At 69.8% G+C, this 25,306-nt stretch carries 27 protein-coding genes; 22 read left to right on the top strand and 5 right to left on the bottom strand.

Annotation, left to right across the window (positions count from 1 at the left end):
* Positions 1–126 precede the first annotated feature (126 nt).
* On the bottom strand, positions 127–849 hold the full coding sequence (locus EOV43_RS10730; RefSeq protein WP_128221280.1) for an IclR family transcriptional regulator: 723 nt from the start codon (positions 847–849) through the stop codon (positions 127–129).
* Between the two features lie 93 nt (positions 850–942).
* Here EOV43_RS10730 and leuC point away from each other — a divergent pair, with 93 nt between their 5' ends.
* Together leuC and leuD are read left to right on the top strand one after the other, a co-directional pair.
* Entirely contained in the window at positions 943–2,355 is a 1,413-nt protein-coding gene (gene leuC / locus EOV43_RS10725; RefSeq protein ID WP_128221279.1) for a 3-isopropylmalate dehydratase large subunit, read from the top strand.
* Positions 2,356–2,368: 13 nt separating this feature from the next.
* Positions 2,369–2,956 carry a 3-isopropylmalate dehydratase small subunit gene (gene leuD / locus EOV43_RS10720; RefSeq protein ID WP_128221278.1) on the top strand — a complete coding sequence of 196 codons (588 nt, stop codon included), beginning with the start codon at positions 2,369–2,371 and terminating at the stop codon, positions 2,954–2,956.
* Between the two features lie 94 nt (positions 2,957–3,050).
* Here leuD and cofC read toward each other — a convergent pair whose 3' ends face one another.
* Positions 3,051–3,677 (bottom strand): 2-phospho-L-lactate guanylyltransferase, encoded by a 627-nt coding sequence (gene cofC, locus EOV43_RS10715; RefSeq protein ID WP_128221277.1) that lies wholly within the window; start codon positions 3,675–3,677, stop codon positions 3,051–3,053.
* 118 nt (positions 3,678–3,795) lie between these two features.
* Here cofC and EOV43_RS10710 point away from each other — a divergent pair, with 118 nt between their 5' ends.
* Positions 3,796–4,608: a lysophospholipid acyltransferase family protein gene (locus EOV43_RS10710; RefSeq protein WP_239022090.1), complete on the top strand. Its 813-nt coding sequence runs from the start codon at positions 3,796–3,798 to the stop codon at positions 4,606–4,608.
* Entirely contained in the window at positions 4,605–5,633 is a 1,029-nt protein-coding gene (locus EOV43_RS10705; RefSeq protein ID WP_128221276.1) for an NAD(P)H-dependent glycerol-3-phosphate dehydrogenase, read from the top strand. Before EOV43_RS10710 ends, EOV43_RS10705 begins: the two co-directional genes overlap by 4 nt.
* Positions 5,634–5,649: 16 nt before the next feature.
* Here the strand turns inward: EOV43_RS10705 and EOV43_RS10700 are convergent, their stop codons facing one another.
* Positions 5,650–6,783 carry a trans-sulfuration enzyme family protein gene (locus tag EOV43_RS10700; RefSeq protein ID WP_128221275.1) on the bottom strand — a complete coding sequence of 378 codons (1,134 nt, stop codon included), beginning with the start codon at positions 6,781–6,783 and terminating at the stop codon, positions 5,650–5,652.
* Between the two features lie 33 nt (positions 6,784–6,816).
* Between EOV43_RS10700 and EOV43_RS10695 the strand changes: the two genes are divergently transcribed.
* Positions 6,817–7,941 carry a D-alanine--D-alanine ligase family protein gene (locus EOV43_RS10695; RefSeq protein WP_128221274.1) on the top strand — a complete coding sequence of 375 codons (1,125 nt, stop codon included), beginning with the start codon at positions 6,817–6,819 and terminating at the stop codon, positions 7,939–7,941.
* Positions 7,942–8,030: 89 nt separating this feature from the next.
* Here EOV43_RS10695 and EOV43_RS10690 read toward each other — a convergent pair whose 3' ends face one another.
* Positions 8,031–8,516, bottom strand: coding sequence for a DUF3515 domain-containing protein (locus tag EOV43_RS10690; protein ID WP_128221273.1), 486 nt, complete (start codon positions 8,514–8,516; stop codon positions 8,031–8,033).
* Positions 8,517–8,560: 44 nt separating this feature from the next.
* Positions 8,561–8,797, bottom strand: coding sequence for an Lrp/AsnC family transcriptional regulator (locus EOV43_RS10685; RefSeq protein WP_128221272.1), 237 nt, complete (start codon positions 8,795–8,797; stop codon positions 8,561–8,563).
* Between the two features lie 135 nt (positions 8,798–8,932).
* On the opposite strand from EOV43_RS10685, the gene EOV43_RS10680 reads away from it, so the two are divergent.
* The 17 genes from EOV43_RS10680 to ftsY all read left to right on the top strand — a co-directional run bounded on the left by EOV43_RS10680 (position 8,933) and on the right by ftsY (position 25,278).
* Entirely contained in the window at positions 8,933–9,883 is a 951-nt protein-coding gene (locus EOV43_RS10680) for a thiamine-phosphate kinase (RefSeq protein ID WP_128221271.1), read from the top strand.
* A gap of 185 nt (positions 9,884–10,068) precedes the next feature.
* Positions 10,069–10,254, top strand: coding sequence for a 50S ribosomal protein L28 (rpmB, locus tag EOV43_RS10675; RefSeq protein WP_110238881.1), 186 nt, complete (start codon positions 10,069–10,071; stop codon positions 10,252–10,254).
* A 219-nt stretch (positions 10,255–10,473) separates the two neighbouring features.
* Positions 10,474–12,165 carry a DAK2 domain-containing protein gene (locus EOV43_RS10670; RefSeq protein WP_239022089.1) on the top strand — a complete coding sequence of 564 codons (1,692 nt, stop codon included), beginning with the start codon at positions 10,474–10,476 and terminating at the stop codon, positions 12,163–12,165.
* A gap of 6 nt (positions 12,166–12,171) precedes the next feature.
* Complete coding sequence (locus EOV43_RS10665; RefSeq protein ID WP_128221270.1) at positions 12,172–14,508, top strand: ATP-dependent DNA helicase RecG; 2,337 nt, start codon at positions 12,172–12,174, stop codon at positions 14,506–14,508.
* Complete coding sequence (gene rsmD / locus EOV43_RS10660) at positions 14,505–15,122, top strand: 16S rRNA (guanine(966)-N(2))-methyltransferase RsmD (protein ID WP_128221269.1); 618 nt, start codon at positions 14,505–14,507, stop codon at positions 15,120–15,122. The genes EOV43_RS10665 and rsmD overlap by 4 nt, the downstream gene beginning before the upstream one ends.
* Positions 15,119–15,613 carry a pantetheine-phosphate adenylyltransferase gene (gene coaD, locus EOV43_RS10655; RefSeq protein ID WP_128221268.1) on the top strand — a complete coding sequence of 165 codons (495 nt, stop codon included), beginning with the start codon at positions 15,119–15,121 and terminating at the stop codon, positions 15,611–15,613. Before rsmD ends, coaD begins: the two co-directional genes overlap by 4 nt.
* Positions 15,614–15,759: 146 nt before the next feature.
* The gene (locus tag EOV43_RS10650; RefSeq protein ID WP_128221267.1) at positions 15,760–16,314 is read left to right on the top strand and encodes a YceD family protein; all 555 of its coding nucleotides are present in this window, start codon (positions 15,760–15,762) and stop codon (positions 16,312–16,314) included.
* 65 nt (positions 16,315–16,379) lie between these two features.
* The gene (gene rpmF / locus EOV43_RS10645; protein ID WP_128221266.1) at positions 16,380–16,565 is read left to right on the top strand and encodes a 50S ribosomal protein L32; all 186 of its coding nucleotides are present in this window, start codon (positions 16,380–16,382) and stop codon (positions 16,563–16,565) included.
* A gap of 83 nt (positions 16,566–16,648) precedes the next feature.
* Positions 16,649–17,281, top strand: a complete 633-nt coding sequence (gene rnc, locus EOV43_RS10640; RefSeq protein ID WP_465263382.1) for a ribonuclease III — start codon at positions 16,649–16,651, stop codon at positions 17,279–17,281.
* A 31-nt stretch (positions 17,282–17,312) separates the two neighbouring features.
* Positions 17,313–18,164 (top strand): bifunctional DNA-formamidopyrimidine glycosylase/DNA-(apurinic or apyrimidinic site) lyase, encoded by an 852-nt coding sequence (mutM, locus tag EOV43_RS10635; RefSeq protein WP_128221264.1) that lies wholly within the window; start codon positions 17,313–17,315, stop codon positions 18,162–18,164.
* Positions 18,165–18,221: 57 nt separating this feature from the next.
* Positions 18,222–18,767 (top strand): hypothetical protein, encoded by a 546-nt coding sequence (locus tag EOV43_RS10630; RefSeq protein WP_128316355.1) that lies wholly within the window; start codon positions 18,222–18,224, stop codon positions 18,765–18,767.
* On the top strand, positions 18,767–19,249 hold the full coding sequence (locus EOV43_RS10625; RefSeq protein WP_128221262.1) for a hypothetical protein: 483 nt from the start codon (positions 18,767–18,769) through the stop codon (positions 19,247–19,249). Before EOV43_RS10630 ends, EOV43_RS10625 begins: the two co-directional genes overlap by 1 nt.
* A gap of 85 nt (positions 19,250–19,334) precedes the next feature.
* Entirely contained in the window at positions 19,335–19,559 is a 225-nt protein-coding gene (locus tag EOV43_RS10620) for a hypothetical protein (protein ID WP_128221261.1), read from the top strand.
* 53 nt (positions 19,560–19,612) lie between these two features.
* Positions 19,613–23,152 (top strand): chromosome segregation protein SMC, encoded by a 3,540-nt coding sequence (gene smc / locus EOV43_RS10615; protein ID WP_128221260.1) that lies wholly within the window; start codon positions 19,613–19,615, stop codon positions 23,150–23,152.
* A gap of 49 nt (positions 23,153–23,201) precedes the next feature.
* A complete protein-coding gene (locus EOV43_RS10610; protein ID WP_128221259.1) occupies positions 23,202–23,684 on the top strand; it encodes an acyl-CoA thioesterase in 483 nt (160 codons plus the stop codon).
* A gap of 139 nt (positions 23,685–23,823) precedes the next feature.
* Complete coding sequence (locus EOV43_RS10605; protein WP_128221258.1) at positions 23,824–24,018, top strand: hypothetical protein; 195 nt, start codon at positions 23,824–23,826, stop codon at positions 24,016–24,018.
* 42 nt (positions 24,019–24,060) lie between these two features.
* Entirely contained in the window at positions 24,061–25,278 is a 1,218-nt protein-coding gene (ftsY, locus tag EOV43_RS10600) for a signal recognition particle-docking protein FtsY (protein WP_206611314.1), read from the top strand.
* Positions 25,279–25,306 lie beyond the last annotated feature (28 nt).

Genomic DNA, 25,306 nt, shown 5'->3' with positions numbered 1-25,306 from the left:
AGAGGGAGTGGGCCCGAGAGGTGTCGATCATGCATGACGGGCCGGACGCTGGTGCGTCCGGCCCGTCATGGTGGGTGCGGTCAGTCAGCCGCAGTGCGGTGTGTCAGTCAGCCGCAGCGCGGTGTGTCAGTCAGCCGCAGCGCGGCGGAGGCTCTCGCTCAGGCGCTCGGCGGCGGCCAGGACGGCGGGCGCGTGCATCCGACCGGGCTGGCGAGAGAGGCGCTCGAGTGGGCCGGAGACGGAGACGGCGGCGATGATCTTGCCGCCGGGGGAGCGGACCGGGGCGGAGACCGAAGCCACCCCCTGCTCGCGCTCGCCGACGCTCTGGGCCCAGCCGCGACGGCGGATGCCGGAGAGCGCCGTGGCGGAGAAGGCAGCGTTCTGGAGGCCGCGGTGCATGCGTTCGGGGTCCTCCCAGGCGAGCAGCACCTGGGCGGCCGAACCGGCGCGCATGGTCAACTGCGAACCCACGGGGATGGTGTCGCGCAGACCAGAGGGGCGCTCGGCCGCAGCGACGCACACACGGTGCTCGCCCTGCCGACGCCACAACTGGGCGGACTCGCCGGTGATGTCGCGCAGGCGGGCCAGGACCGGGCCGGCCGCGGCCAGCAGGCGGTCCTCGCCCGCGGCGGCGGAGAGCTCGGAGAGACGCGGGCCCAGGACGAAACGTCCCTGCATGTCACGGGCCACCAGGCGGTGGTGCTCCAGTGCCACCGCGAGTCGATGTGCAGTGGGTCGGGCGAGGCCGGTGCCGGCCACGAGTCCGGCCAGCGTGGCGGGTCCTGCCTCCAGTGCTGCGAGCACCAGGGCGGCCTTGTCGAGAACGCCCACTCCGCTTGAGTTGTCCATATGGCAATACTGCCGTCTCACGAACTGGGATGCAAGAGGTATATTCTTGCCCGGGCCCATACCGGGCCTTCACAGCTACGAGAGGAGAAGGTCATGGGCAAAACCCTGGCCGAGAAGGTGTGGGACGAGCACGTCGTCCGGAGTGCTGAGGGTGAGCCCGACCTCCTTTACATCGACCTCCACCTCATCCACGAGGTGACCAGCCCGCAGGCCTTCGACGGTCTGCGCATCGCCGGCCGCAAGGTCCGCCGTCCCGAACTGACCCTGGCGACCGAGGACCACAACGTCCCGACGCTCAACTGGGACAAGCCGATCAAGGACCCGGTCTCGCGTGCCCAGATCCAGGCGCTCCGCACCAACTGCGAGGAGTTCGGCATCCGCCTGCACCCGCTCGGTGACGTCGAGCAGGGCATCGTCCACGTCGTCGGTCCGCAGCTGGGTCTGACCCAGCCGGGCATGACGATCGTGTGCGGCGACTCGCACACCGCCACCCACGGTGCGTTCGGTGCGATCGCCCACGGCATCGGCACCTCCGAGGTCGAGCACGTCCTCGCGACGCAGACGCTGTCCTCGATCAAGCCGAAGACCTGCGCCGTCACGGTCAACGGTGAGCTGGCCGAGGGCGTCACCGCCAAGGACCTGATCCTTTACCTGATCACCAAGGTCGGTACGGGCGCGGGCATGGGCTACATCGTCGAGTACCGCGGCGAGGCCATCCGCAACCTGTCGATGGAAGGCCGCATGACGGTCTGCAACATGTCCATCGAGTGGGGCGCGAAGGCCGGCATGGTCGCCCCCGACGAGAAGACCTTCGCCTACCTCAAGGGCAAGCCCGAGGCTCCGACCGGTGCCGAGTGGGACAAGGCGGTGGAGCACTGGAAGCAGTACTACACCGACGCCGACGCCGTCTTCGACAAGGAGATCGTCATCGACGCCTCCGAGGTCACCCCGTGGGTGACCTGGGGCACCAACCCCGGTCAGGGCGCCCCGCTGGGCGGCAACGTCCCGGTCCCGGCCGAGTTCGACGACGTGATCGAGCGCACCGCCGCCGAGAACGCCCTCGCCTACATGGGTCTGGAGGGTGGCGTCCCCCTGAAGGAGGTCGCCGTCGACCACGTCTTCATCGGTTCCTGCACCAACGGTCGTCTCGACGACCTGCGCGCGGCTGCCGAGGTCCTCAAGGGCCAGAAGGTCTCCGACTCCGTCAAGATGATCATCGTCCCGGGCTCGGCGCGTGTGCGTCTCGAGGCCGAGGCCGAGGGTCTGGACAAGATCTTCCTCGCCGCCGGTGCCGAGTGGCGTGGCGCCGGTTGCTCGATGTGCCTGGGCATGAACGACGACAAGCTGGACGGTCCCCACCGCACGGCGTCGACGTCCAACCGCAACTTCGAGGGTCGCCAGGGCACGGGTGTGCGCACCCACCTGGTCTCCGTCCCGGTCGCCGCCGCGACCGCGATCCGCGGAACCCTGTCGTCCCCCGCCGACCTCGTGTCGGTCCAGGCCTGAAAGGGGCACTGAGATGGACAAGTTCATCAGCCACACCGGCATCGCCGCCCCGCTGCGCCGCAGCGACGTCGACACCGACATGATCATCCCCGGTGACTTCCTCAAGCGCATCACGCGCACCGGCTTCGAGGACGGCCTCTTCTTCGGCCTGTTCAAGGACCCGGAGTTCGTGCTCGCCCAGGAGCCGTACACGAAGGCGGAGATCCTCGTCGCCGGCCCCAACTTCGGCACCGGCTCGTCCCGCGAGCACGCCGTGTGGGCGCTGCAGGACTTCGGCTTCAAGGTGATCATCTCCCCGCGCTTCGGCGACATCTTCCGCTCCAACTCCGGCAAGTCCGGCCTGCTCACCGTGCAGGTCGAGGAGGAGAAGGTCAAGGAGCTGTGGGACCTGCTCGACGCGACCGTGGGTCTGGAGGTGACCGTCGACCTCGAGAACCGTGAGGTGCGCGCCGGTGACTTCTCCGCCCCGTTCGTCATCGACGACTACACCCGCTGGCGCTTCATGGAGGGCCTCGACGACATCGGCATCACGCTGAGCCACGACGAGGACATCGTCTCCTACGAGGCGAACCGCTTCAGCTGGAAGCCCGCCGTCCTCTGACGCGAGCCCCACGCAGAGCCCCACGGGGCTGAGCGCAGCAACGACGAGGTCGACCGAGCACTGCTCGGTCGGCCTTCGTCGTACGTGGGGGAGTTCAGCCTGCGGCAGCAGCCGTTGTCGCCGGACCGCAGCCCAACGCCAGAGCCCGCTCCAGGTCTGCCGAGGTGTCGACGTCGAGACGGACCCGGTTCGGGACGTCCGTGACCTCGACCGCTCCCTCGGAGACGTGGAAGCCACGCGAGTTGAAGCCGAAGCCCGGGGTGAACGAGCCGTGTGGGGCCGAGTAGAGCGTCGTTCCCGAACCGTCGGCGTCGGGGACGAAGGCAGGGCCCTGCGGAGCCGCTGCGGCGAGGGCGGCGAGGGTGACGTCCAGCGCCTCCGCGCTCAACGCCGGGAGGTCCGCGCAGACGGCGACCGGACGCGCCTCGGGCCACCGGCGTCGGGCTTCGGCGGCGGCCTGCTCGAGCGTCGCGTTCAGGTCACCCGAGACACCGTCGGGAATGACGACGCAGCGTTCGCGCAGCTGCCGGGCCAGACGGAAGTCGTCGGTGACGACGATCGTGCCGGTCACCGAGGGGCAGCAGGTGACGGCGTCGAGGGTGTCGGCGAGGAAGGCGTGTGCAAGCGCACGGCGGCGGTCCTCGTCGACGTCGGCGAGCCGACTCTTGCCGTGTCCGAGGGGCTTGACCGGGACGAGGGCGGAGAATGAGAGCGAAGTCATGGCCCTGATGATCCTGCCAGCCCGTGGTCGCGACCAGCGAGTAGCCTCTACCAGTACGCCTCCTCGCACTGCGCCGGACGCGTGCTGTCCACGCACACGCAGGTATCGAGGAGTCTTGGTGGGTCGCAAGAAGCCGGTGCACCCGAATCTCGGGTTCAGCGTCGTCGTGGGGACCCTGATCCCGTTGGTGAGGGCACTCATCACCCGCGAGGACCGCGGGGTCGAGAAGCTCCCCACCTCGGGGGCGGTGCTGGCGTTCAACCACGTCTCGCACTTCGACCCGTTCGTGACCGGACTCTTCGTCTACGACCAGGGGATCCTGCCCAGCTACCTCGTCAAGGAGGGGCTGTTCCGCAACCCCTGGCTGGCCAAGCTGCTGCGCAGCGCCGGCCAGATCGAGGTCAAGCGGATGACCACCGACGCCGCCAACGCCTACGAGCACGCCGTCTCCGCCCTCGCCGAGGGTCGACTGGTCTGTGTGTATCCCGAGGGGACACTGACCCGGGACCCCGACCTGTGGCCGATGCGGGGCAAGACCGGCGTGGCCCGGATGGCGTTGGCCACCGGAGCCCCGGTGATCCCCGTGGGCCACTGGGGCGTGCAGGAACTCCTGCCGCCCTACGCCAAGCGGTTGCGGCCCTTCCCACGGAAGAAGGCCGTCGTGCAGGTGGGGGAGCCGGTCGATCTCGACGACCTCCGCGGCCGTGAGCTGACACCAGAAGTGATCACCGAGGCCACGGAACGCATCATGTCTGCGATCGTGTCCCTCGTCGAGGATCTTCGTGGGGAGAAGGCACCCGCGGAACGCTTCGACCCGCGCCGGGCGGGAATGGCGGAGATCGGTGATCCGAGCCGGCATCGCACTTCACCCGCCGAGACGCCGCAGAGCCTGCCCGAACAGCCCCAGAACACGAAGGACGACGACGCATGACGACTGCTGCCACCGAAGCCGCGCCCACTCGGATCGCCGTGGTCGGAGCCGGTTCGTGGGGCACCGCCTTCGCGATCGTGCTGGCCGACGCCGGCAACGACGTCGTGGTGTGGGCCCGACGTGCCGAGCTCGCCGAGGCGATCACCGAGCGCCACGAGAACCCTGACTACCTGCCCGGCATCGCGTTGCCGACCAACATCAGCGCCACCAGCGACGTCGCCGAGGCGATCGCCGACGCGGAGGTGGTGGTCTTCGCCACTCCGTCGCAGACCTTCCGCGACAACCTGCGCACCTGGGCCGAGCACCTGCGTCCTGACGCGGTGATGGTGAGCCTGATGAAGGGTGTCGAGCTGGGCACCCTGAAGCGGATGAGCGAGGTGATCGCGGAGGAGACCGGTGCTGGTCCCGAGCGGATCGCCGTCGTCTCCGGTCCCAACCTGGCCAAGGAGATCGCTCGCCGCGAGCCTGCCGCATCGGTGGTGGCCTGCACCGACGAGGACGTGGCAAAGCGTCTCCAAGGGCTCATCCACGGCCCGCACTTTCGCCCCTACACCTCCGTCGACGTGGTGGGCTGCGAGCTGGGCGGTGCCTACAAGAACGTCATCGCGCTGTCGGTCGGCATGGCGGTCGGCATGGGTCTGGGGGACAACGCCACGGCGTCGCTGCTGACCCGTGGTGTCGCCGAGGTCGCACGCCTGGCCGTGGCCCAGGGAGCCAACCCACTGACCCTGATGGGTCTGGCCGGCATCGGCGACCTCGTGGCCACCTGCAACTCCCCGCTCTCACGCAACCGCACCTTCGGAGAGAACCTCGGTCAGGGCCTCAGCGTCGAGGAGATCTACGCCTCGACCCGTCAGGTCGCCGAGGGCGCGAAGTCCTGTTCGTCGCTGCGGGCACTCGCTGAGCAGCACGGGGTCGACGCCCCGATCGCGGCCGCGGTCGACGAGGTGATCCTGGGCAACCTCAAGCCCGGCGACATTCTCAACGCCTTCTTCTCGCGTTCGCCCAAGGCCGAGACCGCCTGACGTACCGCCGCTGGCCTCAGGCCGGGAGCACCAACTGGTCCAGAGCCGTACGCAGGTCGTTCCAGAGGTCCTCGACGTCCTCGATGCCGACACTCATCCGGACCAGGGCGTCGGGAATGGTGGCCGGCTCGGTCTTCCACCGACGACGACGCTCGAAGGTCGACTCCACGCCACCCAGGGACGTGGCGTGGACCCAGATCTTCGTCTTGCGGGTCAGCAGGTCCGCGGCCATCGCGCCCTCGGACAGGACGATCGAGACGATCGCGCCGAAGCCGGGGTAGCGGACCTCGGAGATCGCGGGGTGCTCACCGAGACGACGCACCAGTTCGGCGGCGTTGGACTGCGCGCGCTCGACCCGCAGGTGCAGGGTGCGCAGGCCGCGCAGGGCCAGCCACGTCTCGAAGGTGCCGGGCACAGCCCCCATCAGCTCGCGGCGGCCCTTGAGGACGCTGAACAGTTCCTCGTCACGCGTCACGACGGCGCCGAGCAGCACGTCACTGTGGCCCGAGAGGTACTTCGTCGCCGAGTGCACGACGATGTCGACGTCGTCCTCCAGCGGACGCTGCAGCACCGGGGTCGCGAAGGTGTTGTCCACCACGACGTAGGCGCCCGCCTCATGTGCGGCGGCGGTGATCGCGGGGATGTCGGCGACCTCGAGGGCCGGGTTGGTCGGGGACTCCAGCCACACCAGGACCGCGTCCTCGCACGCGGCGACGACGGCCTCGGTGTCGGTGATGTCGACCAGGACGCAGGTCAGGCGTCCGCGTGCCTCCATGTCGGCCATCTGCATGACGGTGCCGTTGTAGGAGTGGCGTGCAGCCACCACCTTGCCGCCCTGACCCACGAGGTCGAGGACGGTGGAGACCGCGGCGAGCCCCGAGGAGAACGCCAGCGCACGGCCGCCCTCGAGCTGGCCCAGCGCGTCCTCAAAGGCACTCCAGGTGGGATTGCCGAACCGGCCGTACTCCACGTCACCGCCGGCGCGGTAGGTGGAGGCCATCGTGATCGGGGTGTTGAGCGGTGCGTCGGGAGCAGCAGCCGGGCGCCCGGCGGTGACCGCCACGGTGCTGGGGTGCAGTGCCGGTGCGGCGTCGGCGCTCGCGGACGTGGCGTCGGTCTCGGTCAGGTCGCGGGGGAAGTCGGTGCCCATGGAAGTGAGCGTAGGCGGCTAGGGTTGAGCGTGATGAATGCACCTGCACGCCACAAGCCCCGTGTCGCCGTCGTCTTCGGCGGACGTTCCTCCGAGCACGCCATCAGTTGCGTCACCGGAGGCGCCGTCCTCGACGCCATCGACCGCGAGAAGTACGACGTCGTGCCCGTGGGCATCACCCACGACGGCCGGTGGGTCCTGGAGAGCGACGACACCTCCCGCCTGCGCCTCGGTGCCGACGGCCAGCTCCCCGAGGTCGACGCGACGCGTCCCGCGGCCGCGCTGGTCCGCGCCGACGAGGGCACCGTCCTGGAGATCACCGAGGCCGACGGCAGCCGCCGCAGCCTCGGCGTCGTCGACGTCGTCTTCCCGGTCCTGCACGGCCCGTGGGGCGAGGACGGCACCCTGCAGGGCATGCTCGAGATGATGGACGTGCGGTACGTCGGTCTCGGGGTGCTCGGTTCAGCCGTCTCCATGGACAAGCACTACATGAAGGTCGTCCTGGCCGACGCCGGCGTCCCCGTCACCCCGGGCATCACCGTCACCCAGCGTCGTTGGGAGCGTGAGCCCGACGCCGTCCGCGCCGAGATCGCAGCCCTGGGCTACCCCGTCTTCGTGAAGCCGGCCCGTGCCGGGTCCTCGATGGGCATCAGCAAGGTCGCCGACGCCTCCGGCATCGACGCCGCCCTGGCCGAGGCCCAGCAGCACGACCCCAAGGTCCTGGTGGAGGTCTCCGCCGAAGGTGCCCGCGAGGTCGAGTGCGGTGTCCTCGAATCTCTCGACGGTGAGATCCTCGTCTCCGACCCGGCCGAGATCCGGATCACCGGTGAGCACGAGTTCTACGACTTCGCCGCCAAGTACGACGCCGGTCAGGCCACCGAACTCGACATTCCTGCGCGTCTGCCCGAGGGCGTCGCCGAGCGGATGCGCGAGCTGAGCGTCAAGGTCTTCGAGGCCGTCTCCGGTGAGGGCCTCTCTCGCGTCGACTTCTTCGTCATGCCCGACAACTCCCTCGTCGTGAACGAGCTCAACACCCTGCCCGGCTTCACGCCGCTGTCGATGTACCCGCAGATGTGGCAGGCCGCCGGCGTCTCCTACCCCGAGCTGGTGGACCGTCTGGTCCAGCTGGCGCTGCAGCGCAGCACTGGCCTGCGCTGATCGCTCTGCGCTGACCTACGACGAAGGCCCGCACCCCAGGGTGCGGGCCTTCGTCATGTCCGGGTGCGGAGCGGGTCGCCGAGGGCGACTCAGACGCAGGGCTGGGTCTCGGTCAGTTGCTCGTGGACCAGCTCGCCGAGCACGGCCAGCTGGGCGTCGGGAGCGTTGCTGCGGAAGGTGGCCGGAACCGTCACCGTCACCCGCGGGGAGTGGCTCTGGGCGGTGAGGGTGATGTCCTTGCTCTGGTCCTTGAGCTGGGAGTCGGGCATGAACCAGCCCACGTCGTCGATCTGGCTGCACGAGCTGAACGCGTCGAACTCGCTCGGCACCTTCGCCCCGCACTGCAGCACGATCGGCGGGGCACCCCAGGCTGCGGCCGTGGTGGAGCCGGAGACGTCACGACGTTCCTGACCGAAGAGCTCCGCGGGCAGGGAGTCCACGAACTTCTCGCAGGTCTTCACGTCGGCTGCGTCGACCGGAGGGGTCTCCACCTCCACGGCGCCTGAGCAGGCAGCCAGCAGGGGTGCGGCCAGGGCCAGGGCGAGTACTCGGGTGGGGCGGGGGAGCGTCGTCACCCCTGTTTCCTACCACCGGGGCCGAGGCGGGACGGAACCAGCGATCAGGCCTGCACGACTGGACACGTCAGGGTCCGGGTGATCCCCGGCAACGCCTGCACCCGGGACGAGACCAACCTGGCCAGAGCGTCGACGTCGTCGGCCTCCGTGCGCAGAATCACGTCGTAGGGCCCGGTGACGTCGTCGGCCGTCAGGACTCCCTCGATCCGTAGCGCGGAACGGGCCACGTCACCGGCACGCCCCGGCTCGGTCTGGACGAGCACGTAGGCCTGGACCGCCATCGCCTGCTCCTGAGGACGTGGGGGACCGCTCCGGACGGGAGCGGCGGGGCCGGGGAAGGCACCCTGTCTGTCAACGTACGCGTGCCCGGGTATGTCGGGAACCCCTGCGTCCTCCGCTTCTGGTGAGATGTCCACATGGCTTTGCGTGAGAATCAGCCTCTGTCCGAGGTGGGCGAGTTCGAACTGGTCGAGGCGATCGTGGACAACTTCCCCCAGGGGGAGCACGTCCTGGTGGGTCCCGGCGACGACGCGGCACTGGTGCGTGCCCCCAAGGGGCACGTCGTGGTGACCACCGACCTGTTGGTGGAGGGACGACACTTCCGGCGGGACTGGGCCAGCGCCCGTGACGTCGGCCATCGTGCGGCGGCCCAGAACCTCTCCGACGTGAACGCGATGGGCGGACGTACCCACACCCTGACCCTGGGGCTGACGCTCCCGGGCGACCTCGAACTGGGGTGGCCACTGGAGTTCGCCCGGGGTTTCGCCGAGGAGTGCGCGAAGGTCGGAGCCAGCGTCGTCGGTGGTGACGTGACCCGCGGTGACGCGATCGTGGTGGCTGTGACCGCGATCGGCACCTGCTCGGTGGCTCCGGTGCTGCGTTCGGGCGCGACGCCCGGGGACGTGGTGGCGCTCTGCGGGCGTCAGGGCTGGGCTGCAGGCGGTCTCACCGTCCTCAAGCGTGGCTTCCGCTCCCCGCGGGTGCTGGTGGAGGCCTACCGTCGTCCTGAGCCTCCCTACGACGCCGGACTGCAGGCCGCCGAGGCGGGCGCCTCCGCGATGATGGACGTCTCCGACGGTCTGGTGGCCGACGCCCGACACATCGCTGCGGAGTCCCGGGTGGCGATCGACCTGCGCACCGCCGACCTGGAGATCCCCGAGCCGTTGGAGGCCGTGGGCTCTGCCCTGGGCGTCGAACCGATGGACTTCGTGCTCACCGGAGGTGAGGACCACCCCCTGCTCGCGACCTTCCCGGACGCCGCGTCCGTGCCCGAGGGATGGCGGGTCGTGGGGTCCGTGGGGGAGGGTTCAGGAGTGACTGTCGACGGCGAGGAATTCGCAGGAGCCGGAGGATGGGTACACTTCTGATCGGAGCACGTGCCCAACACATCCTGTGCGGAGGTACGGCCCCTGGCCGGAAGGACTCGGCCCAGTCCCCACGATTTCATCCGGGGAGCAGGGTCGGCTACTCTAGCCAAGTTGCTTGCCGATCGGATTCCTCCGATTGCTGCGGGCACGGAGACGAATTCAAATCGAACTGATCGGAGTGCACGGTGGCTGCCGTCTGCGACATCTGCGCCAAGAAGCCGGGCTTCGGCAACAACCGTCCTTGGTCGCGCAAGATCACGAAGCGTCGCTTCAACCCGAACATCCAGCGCGTTCGCGCCACGGTGAACGGCACCCCCAAGCGCGTCAACGTGTGCACGGGTTGCCTGAAGGCCGGCAAGGTCTCGCGCTGACCTGAACGCTGAGAAGACCCCGGGGAGCACTGCTCCTCGGGGTCTTCTGCATTTCGGACCCGACTGCTCCGTGAGGCTCGGGTCCAAGGGCCCCTCGTGCGCGTCGCGGTGGGGCCCACTAACGTTGGCGTCCACCCCTGACCCGTCGGTAGGACGGAGAGGTCCGGACGCCGACGGGGTGGCACCGACGAGGCGGTACGACGAGCAGGAGACGAACACGTGGAACGGGTTCCCGACGGCATTGCCCTGGACACCGTGCTGCGGTTCGTCGACGTCGCGACCGACGCGTTGAGCGCGGCCCGCGAGGAGATCGACGCCCTCAACGTGTACCCGGTCCCTGACGGGGACACCGGGACCAACATGTTCCTCACCTTCTCCGCCGCGCGAGAAGCGATCCGTACCGCCGCCGACAACGGCGCCGAGGTGGGTCCCGCACTGGCCGAGTTCCGTCGCGCTGCGCTCATGGGGGCGCGCGGCAACTCCGGCGTCATCCTGAGCCAGTTGATCGGCGCCGTCGCAGCCCGCCTCGAACGAGGCCAGGACGAGACGTACCACCCCGGCATCCTGATCGAGGCGCTGCAGGAGGCCACCGAGGCCAGTTATGCCGCCGTCGGGGTCCCGGTGGAGGGCACCATCCTGACCGTCTCCCGGGCCGCCTCCGACGCCGCTGCGGCGGTCGCCGAGCGACGCACCCGCGACGGCCTCCGGGTCACCACCGGCGCCGTCTTCGGGGCTGCGGCTGCGGCTGCGCGCGAAGCGCTGGCCCGGACCCCGCAACAGTTGCAGGCACTGGCCGACGCCGGTGTGGTCGACGCCGGTGGCCGCGGGCTCACCGTCATCCTCGACGCCGCCGAACGCGTCCTGACTGGTCGCACGGTCGTCGGGACCACCGCCCACACCTTCGTCCCGAGGATCCCGGTCCCGGTGGCGAGCCCGGCCGGTCATGGCACCGATCTCGGCGGAGACCTCACCGAGGAGGGCCCCGCCTACGAGGTGATGTACCTCCTCGACGCCACCGAGAGTGCAGTTGCCACGTTGCGCACGCGTCTGGGCGAACTCGGCGACTCACTCGTCGTGGTCGGCGCCGAGGGCCTCTGGAACGTACACGTCCACGTCGACGACGTCGGCGCTGCGATCGAGGCCGGGATCGAGGCGGGTCGGCCGCACCGGATCCGGGTCACCCACTTCGCCGACCAGGTCGAGCACCAGCACGGTCACGGCCACGTGGTCGAGGCGAGCCGTCGCGGCCGGCGTGTGGTCGCGGTGACCGCCGGTCCCGGGCTGCGCGACCTCTTCGCCGAGGCAGGTGCCCAGGTCGTGGCTGCAGGGCCTGGTCTGCGACCGTCGGCCGGTGAGATCCATGCCGCGATCGAGGCCACCGGTGCTGCGGAGGTGATCGTCCTCCCCAACGACCCCGACTCCGTGCGCGTCGCGGAGATCGCTGCCCGCACCGCCCAGGAGAACGCCGACCTGCGGGTCTCCGTCATCCCCACCCACGCCCAGGTCCAGGGTCTGGCCGCGCTGGCGGTGCACGAACCTGCACGCTCCTTCGAGGCCGACGTCCTGGAGATGACCGCCACTGCCCGACACACCCGCCACGGCGCGGTGACGGTCGCGGCCAAGCAGGCCATCACCACTGCCGGCCCGTGCGAGCCCGGCGACGCTCTCGGCGTCATCGACGGCGACTTCGCGATCGTCGGCACCGACCTGCTGGAGGTCTCCACCGGCGTGGTGTCGCGTCTGCTCGGAGCCGGTGGTGACCTCGTCACCCTGGTCTCGGGTGCGGGAGCCGGAGCGGACGAACTGGCCCAGGAGTGCGCGGCGCGCGTGGAGGAGACCCACCCGCTGGCCGACGTCGTCGTCTACGCCGGTGGGCAGGAGCGTTACCAGCTCCTCATCAGTGTCGAGTGATCCGTCATGACGTCGATCACCCCTGAATCCTCGATCGCGACCGTCTTCGGTCGTCAGTCCAAGAAGCGCAAGGCGGTCGAGGAAGGTCTCGGGATCCGCACGGTCGGCGACCTGCTCGACCTGTTCCCGCGTCGCTACGTCCGCACCTCCGAGCTCAGCCCTGCGGTGCGCCCCGTGGAGGGCGAACTGCTCAGCGTCGTCGGTGAGATCCAGGCCAGTCAGGTGAAGTCGTTCGTCAACCGACGCACTGGCCGACGCAGCTACCGGCTCGAGGTGGCGGTCGCCACCCAGGGGCCGGTCTTCGTGATGACCTACTTCCTGCCCTACGAGGGCATGGCCAACGCCGAGGCCCGACGCCACACCGTCGGGGCCCGCGGCATGTTCACCGGCAAGGTGCAGGTCTTCAACGGACGCTGGCAGCTCGCCCAGCCGCACTCGGTGGTCTTCGGGGCTCCTGAGGCGGCCGGGACGTTGGAGGGCACCGACCCGGATGCTCCTGACGCCGACGCGGCTGCCGATCTGGCGATCTCCGACGAACGGCTCGCGGCCAGCCTCAAGGGGCTGATGCCGATCTACCCGCTCACTGCGGGTGTCTACTCCTGGGACCTGCAGAAGATCGTCCAGCTGGCCCTCGAGCTCGTCGTCGACCTCGAGGACGTCCTCGACGCACCGCTGCGGGAACGCTTCTCGATGGTGGACGTCCACACCGCCTACCGCTTCGTGCACTCTCCCGACGACCACGCCGAACTGGCCCGGGGCCGTCGTCGGTTCCGGTTCGTCGAGGCACTCGTGCTGCAGTTGGTCCTGGCCCGGCGCCGGGCTGCTCACCGCGAGGTCGGGGGAGTGGCGCGCACCGGTGGCGGTGGCCTGCTGGCTGCCTTCGACGCCCGGTTGCCGTTCACGTTGACGGCCGGACAGGTCGAGGTCGGCGCCACGTTGGAGGAGGAGATGGCCCGGTCGTGGCCGATGAACCGACTCCTGCAGGGTGAGGTCGGCTCGGGAAAGACGTTGGTCGCGCTCCGGGCGATGCTGCGTGCCGTCGACTCCGGCGGACAGGCCGTCCTGTTGGCTCCCACCGAGGTCCTCGCCCAGCAGCACCACCGCTCCATCACCGCACTCCTGGGCGACCTTGCCGGTGGCGGGTTCCTCGGCGGTGCTGCGGAAGCCACCCAGGTGACGTTGCTGACCGGCTCGATGAGCAAGTCCCGACGTCGGGAGGCGCTGCTGCAGATCGCGTCGGGGGAGGCCGGGATCGTGATCGGCACCCACGCACTGCTGGAGGACGTGGTCTCGTTCGCCGACCTCGCCCTCGTCGTCGTCGACGAGCAGCACCGTTTCGGTGTCGAGCAGCGCGCGGCGCTGACGTCGAAGGCCGAACGACCGCCGCACGTCCTGGTGATGACCGCCACCCCGATCCCGCGCACCGTCGCGATGACCGTCTTCGGTGACCTGGAGACGTCGGTCCTGCGCGAACTCCCTGCGGGACGTGCCCCGATCTCCACCCACGTCGCCCCACTGACCGAACAGCCGCACTGGGCGGCCCGGGTCTGGGGACGCGTGGCTGAGGAGGTCGCGGCCGGGCACCAGGTCTACGTGGTGTGCCCGCGGATCAGCGGCGACGTCCAAGAACCCGGCGAGCAGGACTTCCTGCCCACCGACGAACTCGGCGACCCGTTCGACGACGACTTCACCGAAACAGCCGCCTCCCAGGTGCAGGCCGCCCCGAAGCACGCACCGGCCGCCGTCGAGGAGGTCGTGGCCGAACTCACCGCCGGGCCGCTCGCCGGTCTGGGGGTGGCGGCGCTGCACGGTCGGATGGCGGCTGACGACAAGGACAGCGTCATGCGTCGCTTCGCGGCGGGCGAGATCGACGTCCTGGTCTCCACCACCGTGATCGAGGTCGGTGTCGATGTGGCGAACGCCACCACCATCGTCGTCCTGGACGCCGACCGCTTCGGCATCTCCCAGCTGCACCAGCTGCGTGGACGTGTGGGTCGTGGCGGACTGCCCGGTCTTTGTCTGCTGGTGACGCACGCAGAGATCGGTTCCGAAGCACGTCAGCGCCTCGACGCGGTGGCCTCGACTACCGACGGCTTCGAGCTCAGCCGGGTCGACCTGGAGCACCGGCGCGAGGGTGATGTCCTGGGCAGGAACCAGTCCGGGCGACGTTCCAGCCTGGAGAACCTGCGGGTCCTGCGCGACGAGGAGACGATCCTGGAGGCCCGTCGTGCGGCCGAGGAGTTGCTCGGCGAGGACCCCGCGTTGGACGCTTTTCCGGGGCTTGCGAGGAAGGTCGCCGAGATCGAGGCGAGCAGCAGCTCCGACTACATGGAGAAGGCATGACCAGGATCATTGGCGGGCGCGCCGGCGGACGTCGACTGGCGACCCCACGTGGACAGGCCACCCGTCCCACCAGCGACCGGGTGCGTGAAGCGTTCTTCTCCGCGGTGGAGCACTGGTGCGGAGACCTCGACGGACTTCGGTTCCTCGACCTGTACGCCGGATCCGGGGCGGTCGGGCTGGAGGCATGGTCACGAGGCGCCGGTGTGGTGACGCTCGTCGAGCAGGACCGTCGTACTGCTGCTCTGATCCGGACCAACGCCGTCGAGCTCGGTTTCCCCCGCGCCGACGTCCGCGCTGCAGGCGTGCAGGCCTTCCTGGCCTCGCACCCCAGTGCCCCCTACGACGTGGTCTTCCTCGACCCGCCCTACCCGCTGACCAACGCCGAGGTCGAGGCCGACCTCGCGGCGCTGCTCACCGGTGGCTGGCTGGTGCCCGAGGCACTGGTGGTCGTCGAGCGTGGGTCGCGCTCCAAGGAGCTCGTCTGGCCCGAGGGCCTGGAGATGCACCGGGAGAAGAAGTACGGCGAGACGGTGCTCTGGTACGGTCACGCAACCGCTGAGGACGAGCCTTCCGGGGAGTCCGAGGACGCCGCTGAGTTGCAGGAGGACGCGTGACCCGAGTCGTCTGCCCGGGATCCTTCGACCCGGTGACCTTGGGACACGTCGACGTCTTCCGACGAGCTGCCGCCCTCTTCGACGAGGTGCTGGTCGCGGTGGGCGTCAACGCCACCAAGTCGGCGACCCGTTGGTTCGACTCCGACGAGCGCATGGCGATGCTGCGTGAAGCCGTGGCCGACCTGCCCAACGTGCGCGTGGTGGGCTTCACCGGCCTGCTGGTGGACTTCTGTGTCGAGCAGGACGCTGCGGCCGTGGTGAAGGGGCTGCGCTCCAGCACCGACTACGAGTTCGAGCAGCCCATGGCCAACATGAACGCGCACCTGCAGGGCATCGACACCGTCTTCCTGGCCTGCGACCCGCAGTGGTCCTTCGTCTCCTCCAGCCTGGTCAAGGAGGTGCTCTCCTTCGGTGGCGACGTCTCGGCGTTCGTGACCCCGCGGGTGCTGGAGCAACTCCGGTCCCGGCACGCGGAGCGCACCGCCTCCTGAGGCGAGCTGCGGGTGGCCGCCGAGGTGACCTCGCGGCGTGATTCGTCGCACGTCCCGGGCGGGGGAGCGGTCGTACGTTTTGCCCGGTGCGTCGCTGGACGGTTAGTCTTCTCTGGTTCTGTTGCGCCAAAGATGAAGGTGGACCAGTGAGCAGTCTGGACCCCAGAGCGCCGTTCGTGCTCGACACTCGTGAGCTCGGTCGACGTCCGGGAGCCCAGCGCGAGCTGAGCATCTCCGTTCCGGCACCGGCAGAGCTCGGTATCGAAGTCCTCCATGTTCCCGAGGGTGAGCAGGTCCAGTTGGACCTGCGCATCGAATCGGTCATGGACGGTGTTCTTCTCACCGGTACGGCTGAGGCCGCGCTGGAGGGTGAGTGCACCCGGTGCCTGGAGCCCATCGAAGACGAAATCTTCGTTGATCTCCAGGAGCTGTACCTCTACGACGACGTCACTCGTGACGGGGCCGATGAGGAGTTGGGCGACGAGGCCAGTACCCTTGAGGGAGACCTGCTCGACCTCGAGCCCTTGCTGCGGGACGCGGTGGTGCTTGCACTGCCGTTCCAGCCTCTGTGCCAGGACGATTGTCCGGGACTGTGCATCGATTGTGGTGCGCGGCTCGCGGACGAACCCGACCACACGCACGAGGCGCCCATCGACCCGCGCTGGGCGGGCCTCACGGCCCTCAAGCAGGACCAGGACTGAAACCGGTCGGACCCGACCGGTACTAAAGCAAGTGGCCATCACGGCCCAGGCATGAGGAGATAACAGTGGCTGTTCCGAAGCGGAAGATGTCGCGCAGCAACACGCGCCACCGTCGCTCGCAGTGGAAGGCTGTCGCCCCCGCGCTGGTCAACTGCGCGAACCCGGCCTGCGGCGCCAAGACCCTCCCGCACCGCGCGTGCGGTGAGTGCGGCCAGTACGGCGCCAAGACGGCCCGTCGCCAGGTCCTCTGAGACCGAGCACGGTTCTGAATACTCAGCGTCTGCGCGAGCAGCTCGGTGATCCGGTTCTGGATCCCGAGCTGCTCGAGCGTGCGTTGACCCACCGCTCGTACGCGTACGAGAACGGTGGCCTCCCCACCAATGAGCGCCTGGAGTTCCTCGGGGACTCCGTCCTGGGCGTCGTGGTGACGGAGACCCTGTACCTGAACCACCCTGACCTTTCCGAAGGTCGTCTGGCGAAGTTGCGTGCCGCGGTGGTCAACGCACGTGCACTGGCCGGAGTCGCACGCACCATCGGTCTGGGCGAGTACATCAAGCTCGGCCGTGGTGAAGAGACGACCGGTGGTCGTGAGAAGGCGTCGATCCTCTCCGACACCGTCGAGGCAGTCATTGGTGCCATTCACCTCTCGGGTGGCATCGAGGCCTCGGCAGATGTGGTCCACCGTTTGTTCGACCCCCTGATGGAAGCTGCGGCTGCCCTCGGTGCGGGTCTGGACTGGAAGACCTCGCTGCAAGAACTCGCTGCCGGGCACCAGCTCGGTGTTCCCGAGTACGTGATCGAGGACGACGGTCCCGACCACATGAAGACGTTCACCGCACAGGTCCGTGTCGGCGATGCCCTCTACGGGCACGGCACGGGTCGGTCGAAGAAGGAGGCCGAGCAGGCCGCCGCCGAGACCGCCTACGGTGAGATCAAGGCCAAGCACGAGGCGTCCCAGGACTCCTGAGCCTCGGCTCTCTTCCTACGGAGACACACCCGTGCCTGAACTTCCTGAGGTGGAGGTCGTACGACGTGGCCTCGAGCGCCACGTCGTCGGTTCCACCGTGCACGCCGTCGAGGTGTTGCACGATCGCCCCGTCCGCCGAGAGGCGGGCGGGGCCTCGTCGTTCGTCCAGCACATGACCGGACGCACTGTCTCTGCGGTGCGCCGTCGTGGCAAGTACTTCTGGCTCGCCCTGGACGGTGACGACGCCATGCTCGGCCACCTGGGCATGAGCGGCCAGATGTTGCTGAAGTCTGCCGGCGCGCCCGACGAGCGTCACCTTCGGGTGCGGTTCGTCCTCGACGACGGCATGGAGATGCGGTTCGTCGACCAGCGCATGTTCGGTGGCCTCTCCTACGCACCCGGCGGAGCGGAACTGCCCGCGGAGATCGCACACATCGGACGCGACCCGCTCGACGAGCAGTTCGACCTCGCCGACGTGGCCCGACGGATGCGTCGTCGCACCGTCGCGGTGAAGCGTCAACTCCTCGACCAGAACCTCGTCTCCGGCGTCGGCAACATCTACGCCGACGAAGCGCTGTGGCGTGCCCGCCTGAACGGCGAACGTCCCGGCGACCGACTCACCCAGACCCAGGCCGTCGACGTCCTCGGACGCGCGCAGGAGGTCATGCTCGCGGCTCTGGACGAGGGCGGGACCTCGTTCGACGCGCTCTACGTCAACGTCAACGGCGAGTCCGGCTACTTCGACCGCAGCCTCAAGGCGTACGGCCAGGAGGACCGTGCGTGCGAGCGTTGCGGCACGGCGATCGTGCGGGTCGCGTTCATGAACCGCTCCTCGTACTACTGCCCGAAGTGCCAGCCGAAGCCGCGGGCCCGACGCTCCTGAACTGACGCTCTCCCTCCCGCCCCGGTACGGCCCCGGGGAGATACGCATACTGGGCGCGTGTGCTGGGTGTGTGACGAGAAGCAGGTCGAGAGCGACCCGACGCGGTGGACGCCCGACTTGGCGGCAGCCGACCGTCGCTGGGGCCCCTATCTCGCGGTCAGCGGCTTCTTCGGCCTGATGATGCCGATGACGTTGGCGGAGGACGGCTGGGTTCTCGCGCTCGTCGGCACAGTCGTCGTGGTGGCCGCCATCGTGGCGGCGGGGCGCTGGGACGTCGGCAGGTGGCGTCGTCGGCTCACTGACGCCCACCTGCGTCTGGACGGCACGACGCTGCACTTCGCGACCCGGGGGAGTCCGCGCTCGATCGACCTCACCGACCACGAGATCGTGAAGTTGGGTGCCGCTGCGCCTGAGAGCAGCCCCTGGATGGCGGTATTCCATGAGGGGACGACCGTCACTGTGTCCCGTGACCGGAAGTGGGGCCCTGACGAGGTGATCGTGGACGCGTTCGTCGTCGGGAAGAAGTACGACGAACTGGAACGGTTCCTGGCCAGCGCCTGCGACACTGCCGGCGTCCCTTTCGAGAGTCAGCGTGTGCCGTGATGACAGCCCAGCCCGAATCCCAGTTCCTGCTGGATGCCACGGTGACCGAACTCCGCTTCGACGGACGACGCCCATTCGTCGTCTGCGGCCTCGACGTTCTCGCCCGTGACGGCCAGGGAGCGTTGCTCCTGGTGGAGGCCGATGCGAACGCGGAGATCGTCGACGTCGAGCCGGTGCAGGAGTGGCTGCGTGGCCGGGCTGCTCTCGATCTCAATGCGGCACTGGAACTGTGGAACATGGCCGTGGACGTCGCCCGGACCCTCGACCTTCCCTTCCGGCAGCGGGGGCGGACCGCGGACGTCTGCTACGGCAAGCTCTTCGCGGCCGTCCTGCCGCGGTTCGCGTACAGCGGCCCGGGCGAGTACGACGGCTCCGGGTACACGCCGATCTGGACGCCGGCCCAGTACCGGACGCTGCGGCGGGTCATGGGTGACGCTCTCCATGTGCTGCGGGTCGGGGTACCGGCGCCGGCATCACGATGATTTGACCCTCTGTTGCACAACCGTCACATTGGAAAGGTCGGCACTCCACGGGGGAGGAGCCGCAGACCCGGAAGGTTCCATCCTGATGGCCAAGGCCCTCTTCGGACACGTCGCGTCCGACCCGCGCTCCACCCGCGTCCAGTACGAGAACGCGCTGCTGCGTCGTCGGGTCGCCGACCTGGAGGCGCTCGTCGCCCGACTCATGGACGAGAACGACCGTCTGGTCGCCGGCCGCGCCGAGGAACTGACCGCCGACGCCCTGGCTGACGCCGTCACCGACGCCCGCGCGGGCGAGGTTGTGACCGCCTGAAATCAGGCCCAGCACGGGTACCCTGAACCACGTCCAGCACGTGAGGAGTCAGGGTGTACCTGAAGAGCCTGACCCTGAAGGGGTTCAAGTCCTTCGCTTCGTCGACGACCCTCGACCTCGAGCCGGGCATCACCTGCATCGTCGGGCCCAACGGCTCGGGCAAGTCCAACGTCGTCGACGCCCTGGCCTGGGTGATGGGCGAGCAGGGAGCCAAGTCGCTGCGCGGCGGCAAGATGGAGGACGTCATCTTCGCCGGCACCTCCGGTGCTGCGGGACGTTCACCGCTCGGCCGCGCCGAGGTCTCCCTCACGATCGACAACACCGACGGTGCGCTCCCGATCGAGTACGCCGAGGTCACCATCTCGCGGACCATGTTCCGCAACGGCGGCTCCGAGTACGCGATCAACGGCGCCAAGGCCCGACTCGTCGACGTCCAGGACCTCCTCAGTGACTCCGGCATCGGCCGCGAGATGCACGTCATCGTCGGGCAGGGACGCCTCGACTCGATCCTGCACGCCACCCCTGAGGAACGCCGTGGCTTCATCGAGGAAGCAGCCGGTGTCCTCAAGCACCGCAAGCGCAAGGAGAAGGCGCTCCGCAAACTCGACGCGATGGAGGGCAACCTCCACCGTCTCGACGACCTCCTCGCCGAGATCCGCCGCCAGCTCAAACCGCTCTCGAAGCAGGCCGAGGTCGCTCGTCGCGCCTCGGTCGTGCAGGCCGACGCACGCGACGCCCGTGCCCGCCTCGCCGCCGACGACCTCGTCCAGGCCCGCGACGTGCTGGCCCGCGAACTCGCCGACGAGTCCGCGCTCCAGGAACGACGCACCGAGGTCGAAGCCCTCGTCACCCGCCTCCGGGCTCGCGAAGGCGAGATCGAAGCCGGGCTGCGTGACGGCCTGCCGGTCCTCGCCCAGGCCCAGGAGACATGGTTCGCCCTGCAGGGTCTGCGCGAACGCATGCGTGGCGTCGACTCCCTGGCCTCCGAACGTCTCCGCAACGCCGCCCGCACCGTCGAGGAACCCCTCAGCACCGGACGCGACCCCGAACGACTCGAAGCCGACGCCGTCCGCGCCCGGGCCGAGGAGGACGCCGCCCTCGCCGAGGTCGAACAGCGCACCGAAGCCCTCGCCAAGGCGGTGGCCGAACGACGCCTCGCCGAAGAAGCAGCCCAACTGGAGGACCGCCGCGTCGGCGCCGCCGTCCGCGCGGTCGCCGACCGTCGTGAAGGACTGGCGCGCCTCGCCGGACAGGCCGCCGCCGCCCGCGGCAAGGTCGACTCCGCCGACGCCGAGATCGGACGCCTCGAACTCGTCCGCACCGCCGCCCTGGAACGTGCCGAGGCAGCCCGCGTCGAGTTCGCGGCCGTGGAGGCCGACGCCCAGGGCCCCGGCGAGGACCGCGACACCCTCGACGCCACCCACCGCGCCGCCGTCACCGCGCTCACCGACCTCGACGCCCGTCGGGCCGACGTCCGCACCCGCACCACCGACGCCCAGCGCGACCACGCCGCGCTCAGTGCCCGCCGCGATGCCCTCGCGCTCGGCCTCGACCGTACCGACGGTCCCGGCGCCGTCGTCGCCGCGGCAGCAGCCGGCACCCTGACCGGAACCCTCGGCGCCCTCGCGCAACTCGTCACCGTCCCCGACGTCCACCGCCCGGCCGTCGCCGCGGTGCTGGGGGAGAGCGCCGACGCGATCGCGGTCGCCGACCTCACCGCCGCCACCGCAGCCCTGACCCACCTCAAGGCCAGCGACCTGGGACGCGCCCCACTGCTGCTCGCCGGCGCCCCGACGATCGCACCGGCGACCGCCGGACGCACGCTCCCGGCCGGTGTCGTCGCCGCCCTCGACGTCGTCGGCCACCCCGAGGCGCTGACCGGCGCAGTGACCCGCCTGCTCGGCCACGTCGTCCTCGTGCCCGACCTCGACGCCGCCCGTGTCGTCGTCGACCAGCACCCCGACCTCACCGCCGTCACCCCCGCCGGTGACGTCCTCTCCGCGCACGCCGTCATCGGTGGCTCCGCAGCCCGCCCCTCCACGCTGGAGGTGCAGGCCGCCCACGACGAGACGGTCGAGGCGATCGCCCGCGTCGTGACCCTGCTCGAACACCTCGCCACCGAGACCGCCCGCGTGCAGGCCGACCGTGCCGAGGCCGTCACCGTGGTCACGGCTGCCGCCGAAGCGCTGCAGGCCCACGACGACCGGCTCGCCGCCGTCGCCGCAGACCTCGCCCGTCTCGGAGCCCGCGAACGCGAGGCCCACGCCGAGGCCGACCGCACCGCCGCCGCGATCGAGAAGGCCCGGATCGGTGCCGAGCACGCCCGTGCCACCCTGGTCGAGCTCACCGAACGCCTCGCCCACGCCGAGGCTGCCCCCGTCGACGAGGTCGACACCACCGAACGCGAACGCCTCGCCGACGCCGCCCGTCAGGCCCGTCAGGACGAGACCGACGCCCGGCTCGCGCTCCGCACCGCGGAGGAACGCGCCCGTGCCCTCACCGGACGTGCCGACGCACTGCTGCGTCAGGCCCGCGCCGAACGCGACCACCGCACCCGCGCCGAGGCCCGCCGGGCCCGGACCCGCGCCGAAGCCCGCGCCGCCACCGCCGTACGGCACGCCGTCTCCGTCGTCCTCGACCTGCTCGAGGACTCCGTGCAGACCGCCGCCAGCGAACGGACCCGGATCGAGAACGACCGCAAGGACGCCGAACAGGACCTCCTTGCCGTCCGGTCCCGTCTACGCGAGCACGTCCGTGAACTCGACGACCTCGTGAACTCCGTGCACCGAGACGAACTCGCCCGCGCCCAGCAGCAGATGCGGATCGAGCAGATGGAGGCCCGCGCGATCGAGGACCTCGGTCTCGCCCCCGACGTCCTGCTCGCCGAGTACGGCCCGCACGTCGACGTCCCTGCCCACGACGAGACGGAACCGGCCACGCCCTACGTCCGCGAGGAGCAGGAGAAGCGCCTCCGCGCCGCCGAACGCGACCTCGTCCAGTTGGGTCGGGTCAACCCGCTCGCGCTGGAGGAGTTCACCGCGATGGAGGAACGCCACCAGTTCCTCACCGCCCAGCTCGACGACCTGCGTCGCACGAAGGTCGACCTGCTCGGCATCGTCAAGGACGTCGACGCCCGGGTCGAGGAGGTCTTCACCCAGGCCTGGCACGACGTCCGCGAGGCGTTCGACCACACCTTCTCCCGGCTCTTCCCCGGGGGCGAGGGCCGACTCCTGCTCACCGACCCCGACGACATGCTCACCACCGGCGTCGAGGTCGAGGCCCGTCCGCCGGGCAAGAAGGTCAAGCGGCTCTCGCTCCTCTCGGGCGGTGAGCGATCGCTGGTCGCCGTCGCTTTCCTGGTGGCGCTCTTCAAGGCCCGCCCCAGCCCGTTCTACATCCTCGACGAGGTCGAGGCTGCCCTGGACGACACCAACCTGGGACGACTGCTGACGATCTACGAGGAGCTCCGGGAGAGCTCCCAGCTCCTGGTCATCACGCACCAGAAACGGACCATGGAGGTCGGCGACGCCCTCTACGGTGTCACCATGCGGGGTGACGGTGTCTCGACCGTCATCAGTCAACGGCTCACCTGAGAGCTTTCGACCACTGACCCCTCCACCACTGACAGGGAGAACCGACCGCATGAGCACGCCCGCCCCCGAGGGCAAGCCGGCCCGCCCCACCCGCGCCGACTACGTGGCCTGGCGCACCGTCACCACCCGCTGGCGTGACGACGACGCCTACGGTCACCTCAACAACGCGACCTACTACGAGATCTTCGACACTGCCGTCAACGCCCACCTCTTCGAGGCCACCGGCACCAATGTCCGGCACCTGCCGCAGATCGGCGTCGTCGCGGAGACGTCGTGCCGCTACTTCCGTGAGATCGGCTTCCCCGAACCGATCGAGGCCGGCGTGGTGGTCGACAAGGTGGGCCGGTCCTCGATCGTGTGGCGGATCGGTCTCTTCCAGGGCGGCTCCGACGAGGCCGCCGCCGAGGGCCGGTTCGTGCACGTCTACGTCGACAACTCCCACGGTGCGGGCAACCGCCCCGTGGCCCCGATGCCAGACGTGATCCGCGCCGCCGTCGAGCCGCTCCTGCGCCCAGCGCCGACCGAGGGATGAGGTCTGCGCCACAGCAGTGACGCTGCGCGCATGACCTCACGCGCCCCGACGCCGCCCATCGTGTGAACGTGGGTGTGCGTCGGGTGCACCGCCCCCCGCGGGTCGAGCGGCCCGCCGGTGCCTTCCGCGGAGGAGAACCGTGTTCTGGATCGTGCTGTTCTGGGTGGTGGCGATCGTCTTCGCCCTCGTCGTCCTGGCCCAGGTCGGGTACGTCGGCAGGGGCCGTGAGGTGCCCGGCATCACCAGCCTGCGTCGACTGCTGGAGAGGGAGAACGACCACCAGGCTCCCGCGACGGTGCGCGACGGTGGACCTGACGAGGCCGAGAGCCTCTGAGCCACTTCGGCCCCGAGGCCGGTGGTCTGGGAGGATGGCGCCATGAGTGACATGTCCCCGTGGATCTGGGCCGCGATCGCGGTAGCCGTCCTGCTGGTCGTCGGCACGGTCGTGCTCTTGGGTGCCCGCGCCCTGGGCAAGGCCGTCGAGAACAAGCCCGCCGTCGCGCCGAAGACCCCCGCCACCCCGCCGCGTGCACCGCAGGTGCCCGCCGGTGAGGCCGGCGCCCCGGTCACCGACGCCGACGAGGACGAGGCCGTCGACGACGCCGCCGAGACCCCCGGCGTCGAGGCTCCCGTCGAGGAGATCGTCGAGGAGGCCGCTCCCGAGCTGGAGCGTCCCGAGTCGACCCAGTCGCGCCTCGTGCGTCTGCGCCAGCGTCTCGCCGGCACCAACAACCCCCTGGGCAAGGGCCTCCTGGCCCTGCTCTCGCGCGACAAGCTCGATGAGGACACTTGGGAGGACATCGAGGACACCCTCCTCACCGCCGACATCGGCGTCGCGCCCACCCAGGAGCTCGTCGAGGGTCTGCGCACCCGTCTCCGCGTCGAGGGCTCTGCCGCAGGTGAGGTCCGTGAGGTGCTCGCCGACGAGCTCGTGAAGCTGGTCGGCCCCGACATGGACCGACGCCTGCAGGTCTCCGGCGAGAACGGCAACCCGGGCGTCGTGCTCGTGGTCGGCGTCAACGGCGTCGGCAAGACCACCAGCGTCGGCAAGATCGGTCGCATCCTGGTGGCCGAAGACCGCAAGGTCCTGATGGGCGCTGCAGACACCTTCCGTGCCGCCGCTGCCGAGCAGCTCGGCACCTGGGGCGAGCGCGTCGGCGTCGAGGTCGTCCGCGGCCCCGAGGGTACCGACCCCGCCTCCGTGGCCTTCGAGGCCGTCAAGAAGGGCGTCGAGACCGGCGTCGACACCGTCATCGTCGACACCGCTGGCCGCCTGCAGAACAAGTCCGGCCTCATGGACGAGCTCGGCAAGGTCAAGCGCGTCATCGAGAAGCAGGCCCCGGTCACCGAGGTCCTGCTCGTCCTCGACGCCACCACCGGCCAGAACGGCATGATCCAGGCCCGCGTCTTCGCCGAGGCCGTCAACATCACCGGCATCGTGCTCACCAAGCTCGACGGGTCCGCCAAGGGCGGCATCGTCGTCGCCGTGCAGCGCGAACTGGGTGTCCCGGTCAAGCTGGTCGGACTCGGAGAGGGCGCCGACGACCTGGCTCCCTTCGAGCCCCGTGCCTTCGTCGAGGCACTCCTGGGCTGAGACCCAGACCACGACACGCACGGTCGGC

Source organism: Nocardioides yefusunii, assembly GCF_004014875.1.
GTDB classification, from domain to species: domain Bacteria; phylum Actinomycetota; class Actinomycetes; order Propionibacteriales; family Nocardioidaceae; genus Nocardioides; species Nocardioides yefusunii.
Note: the sequence above shows the minus strand (reverse complement) of the source record. Positions and strands in the feature narration are given on the sequence as shown.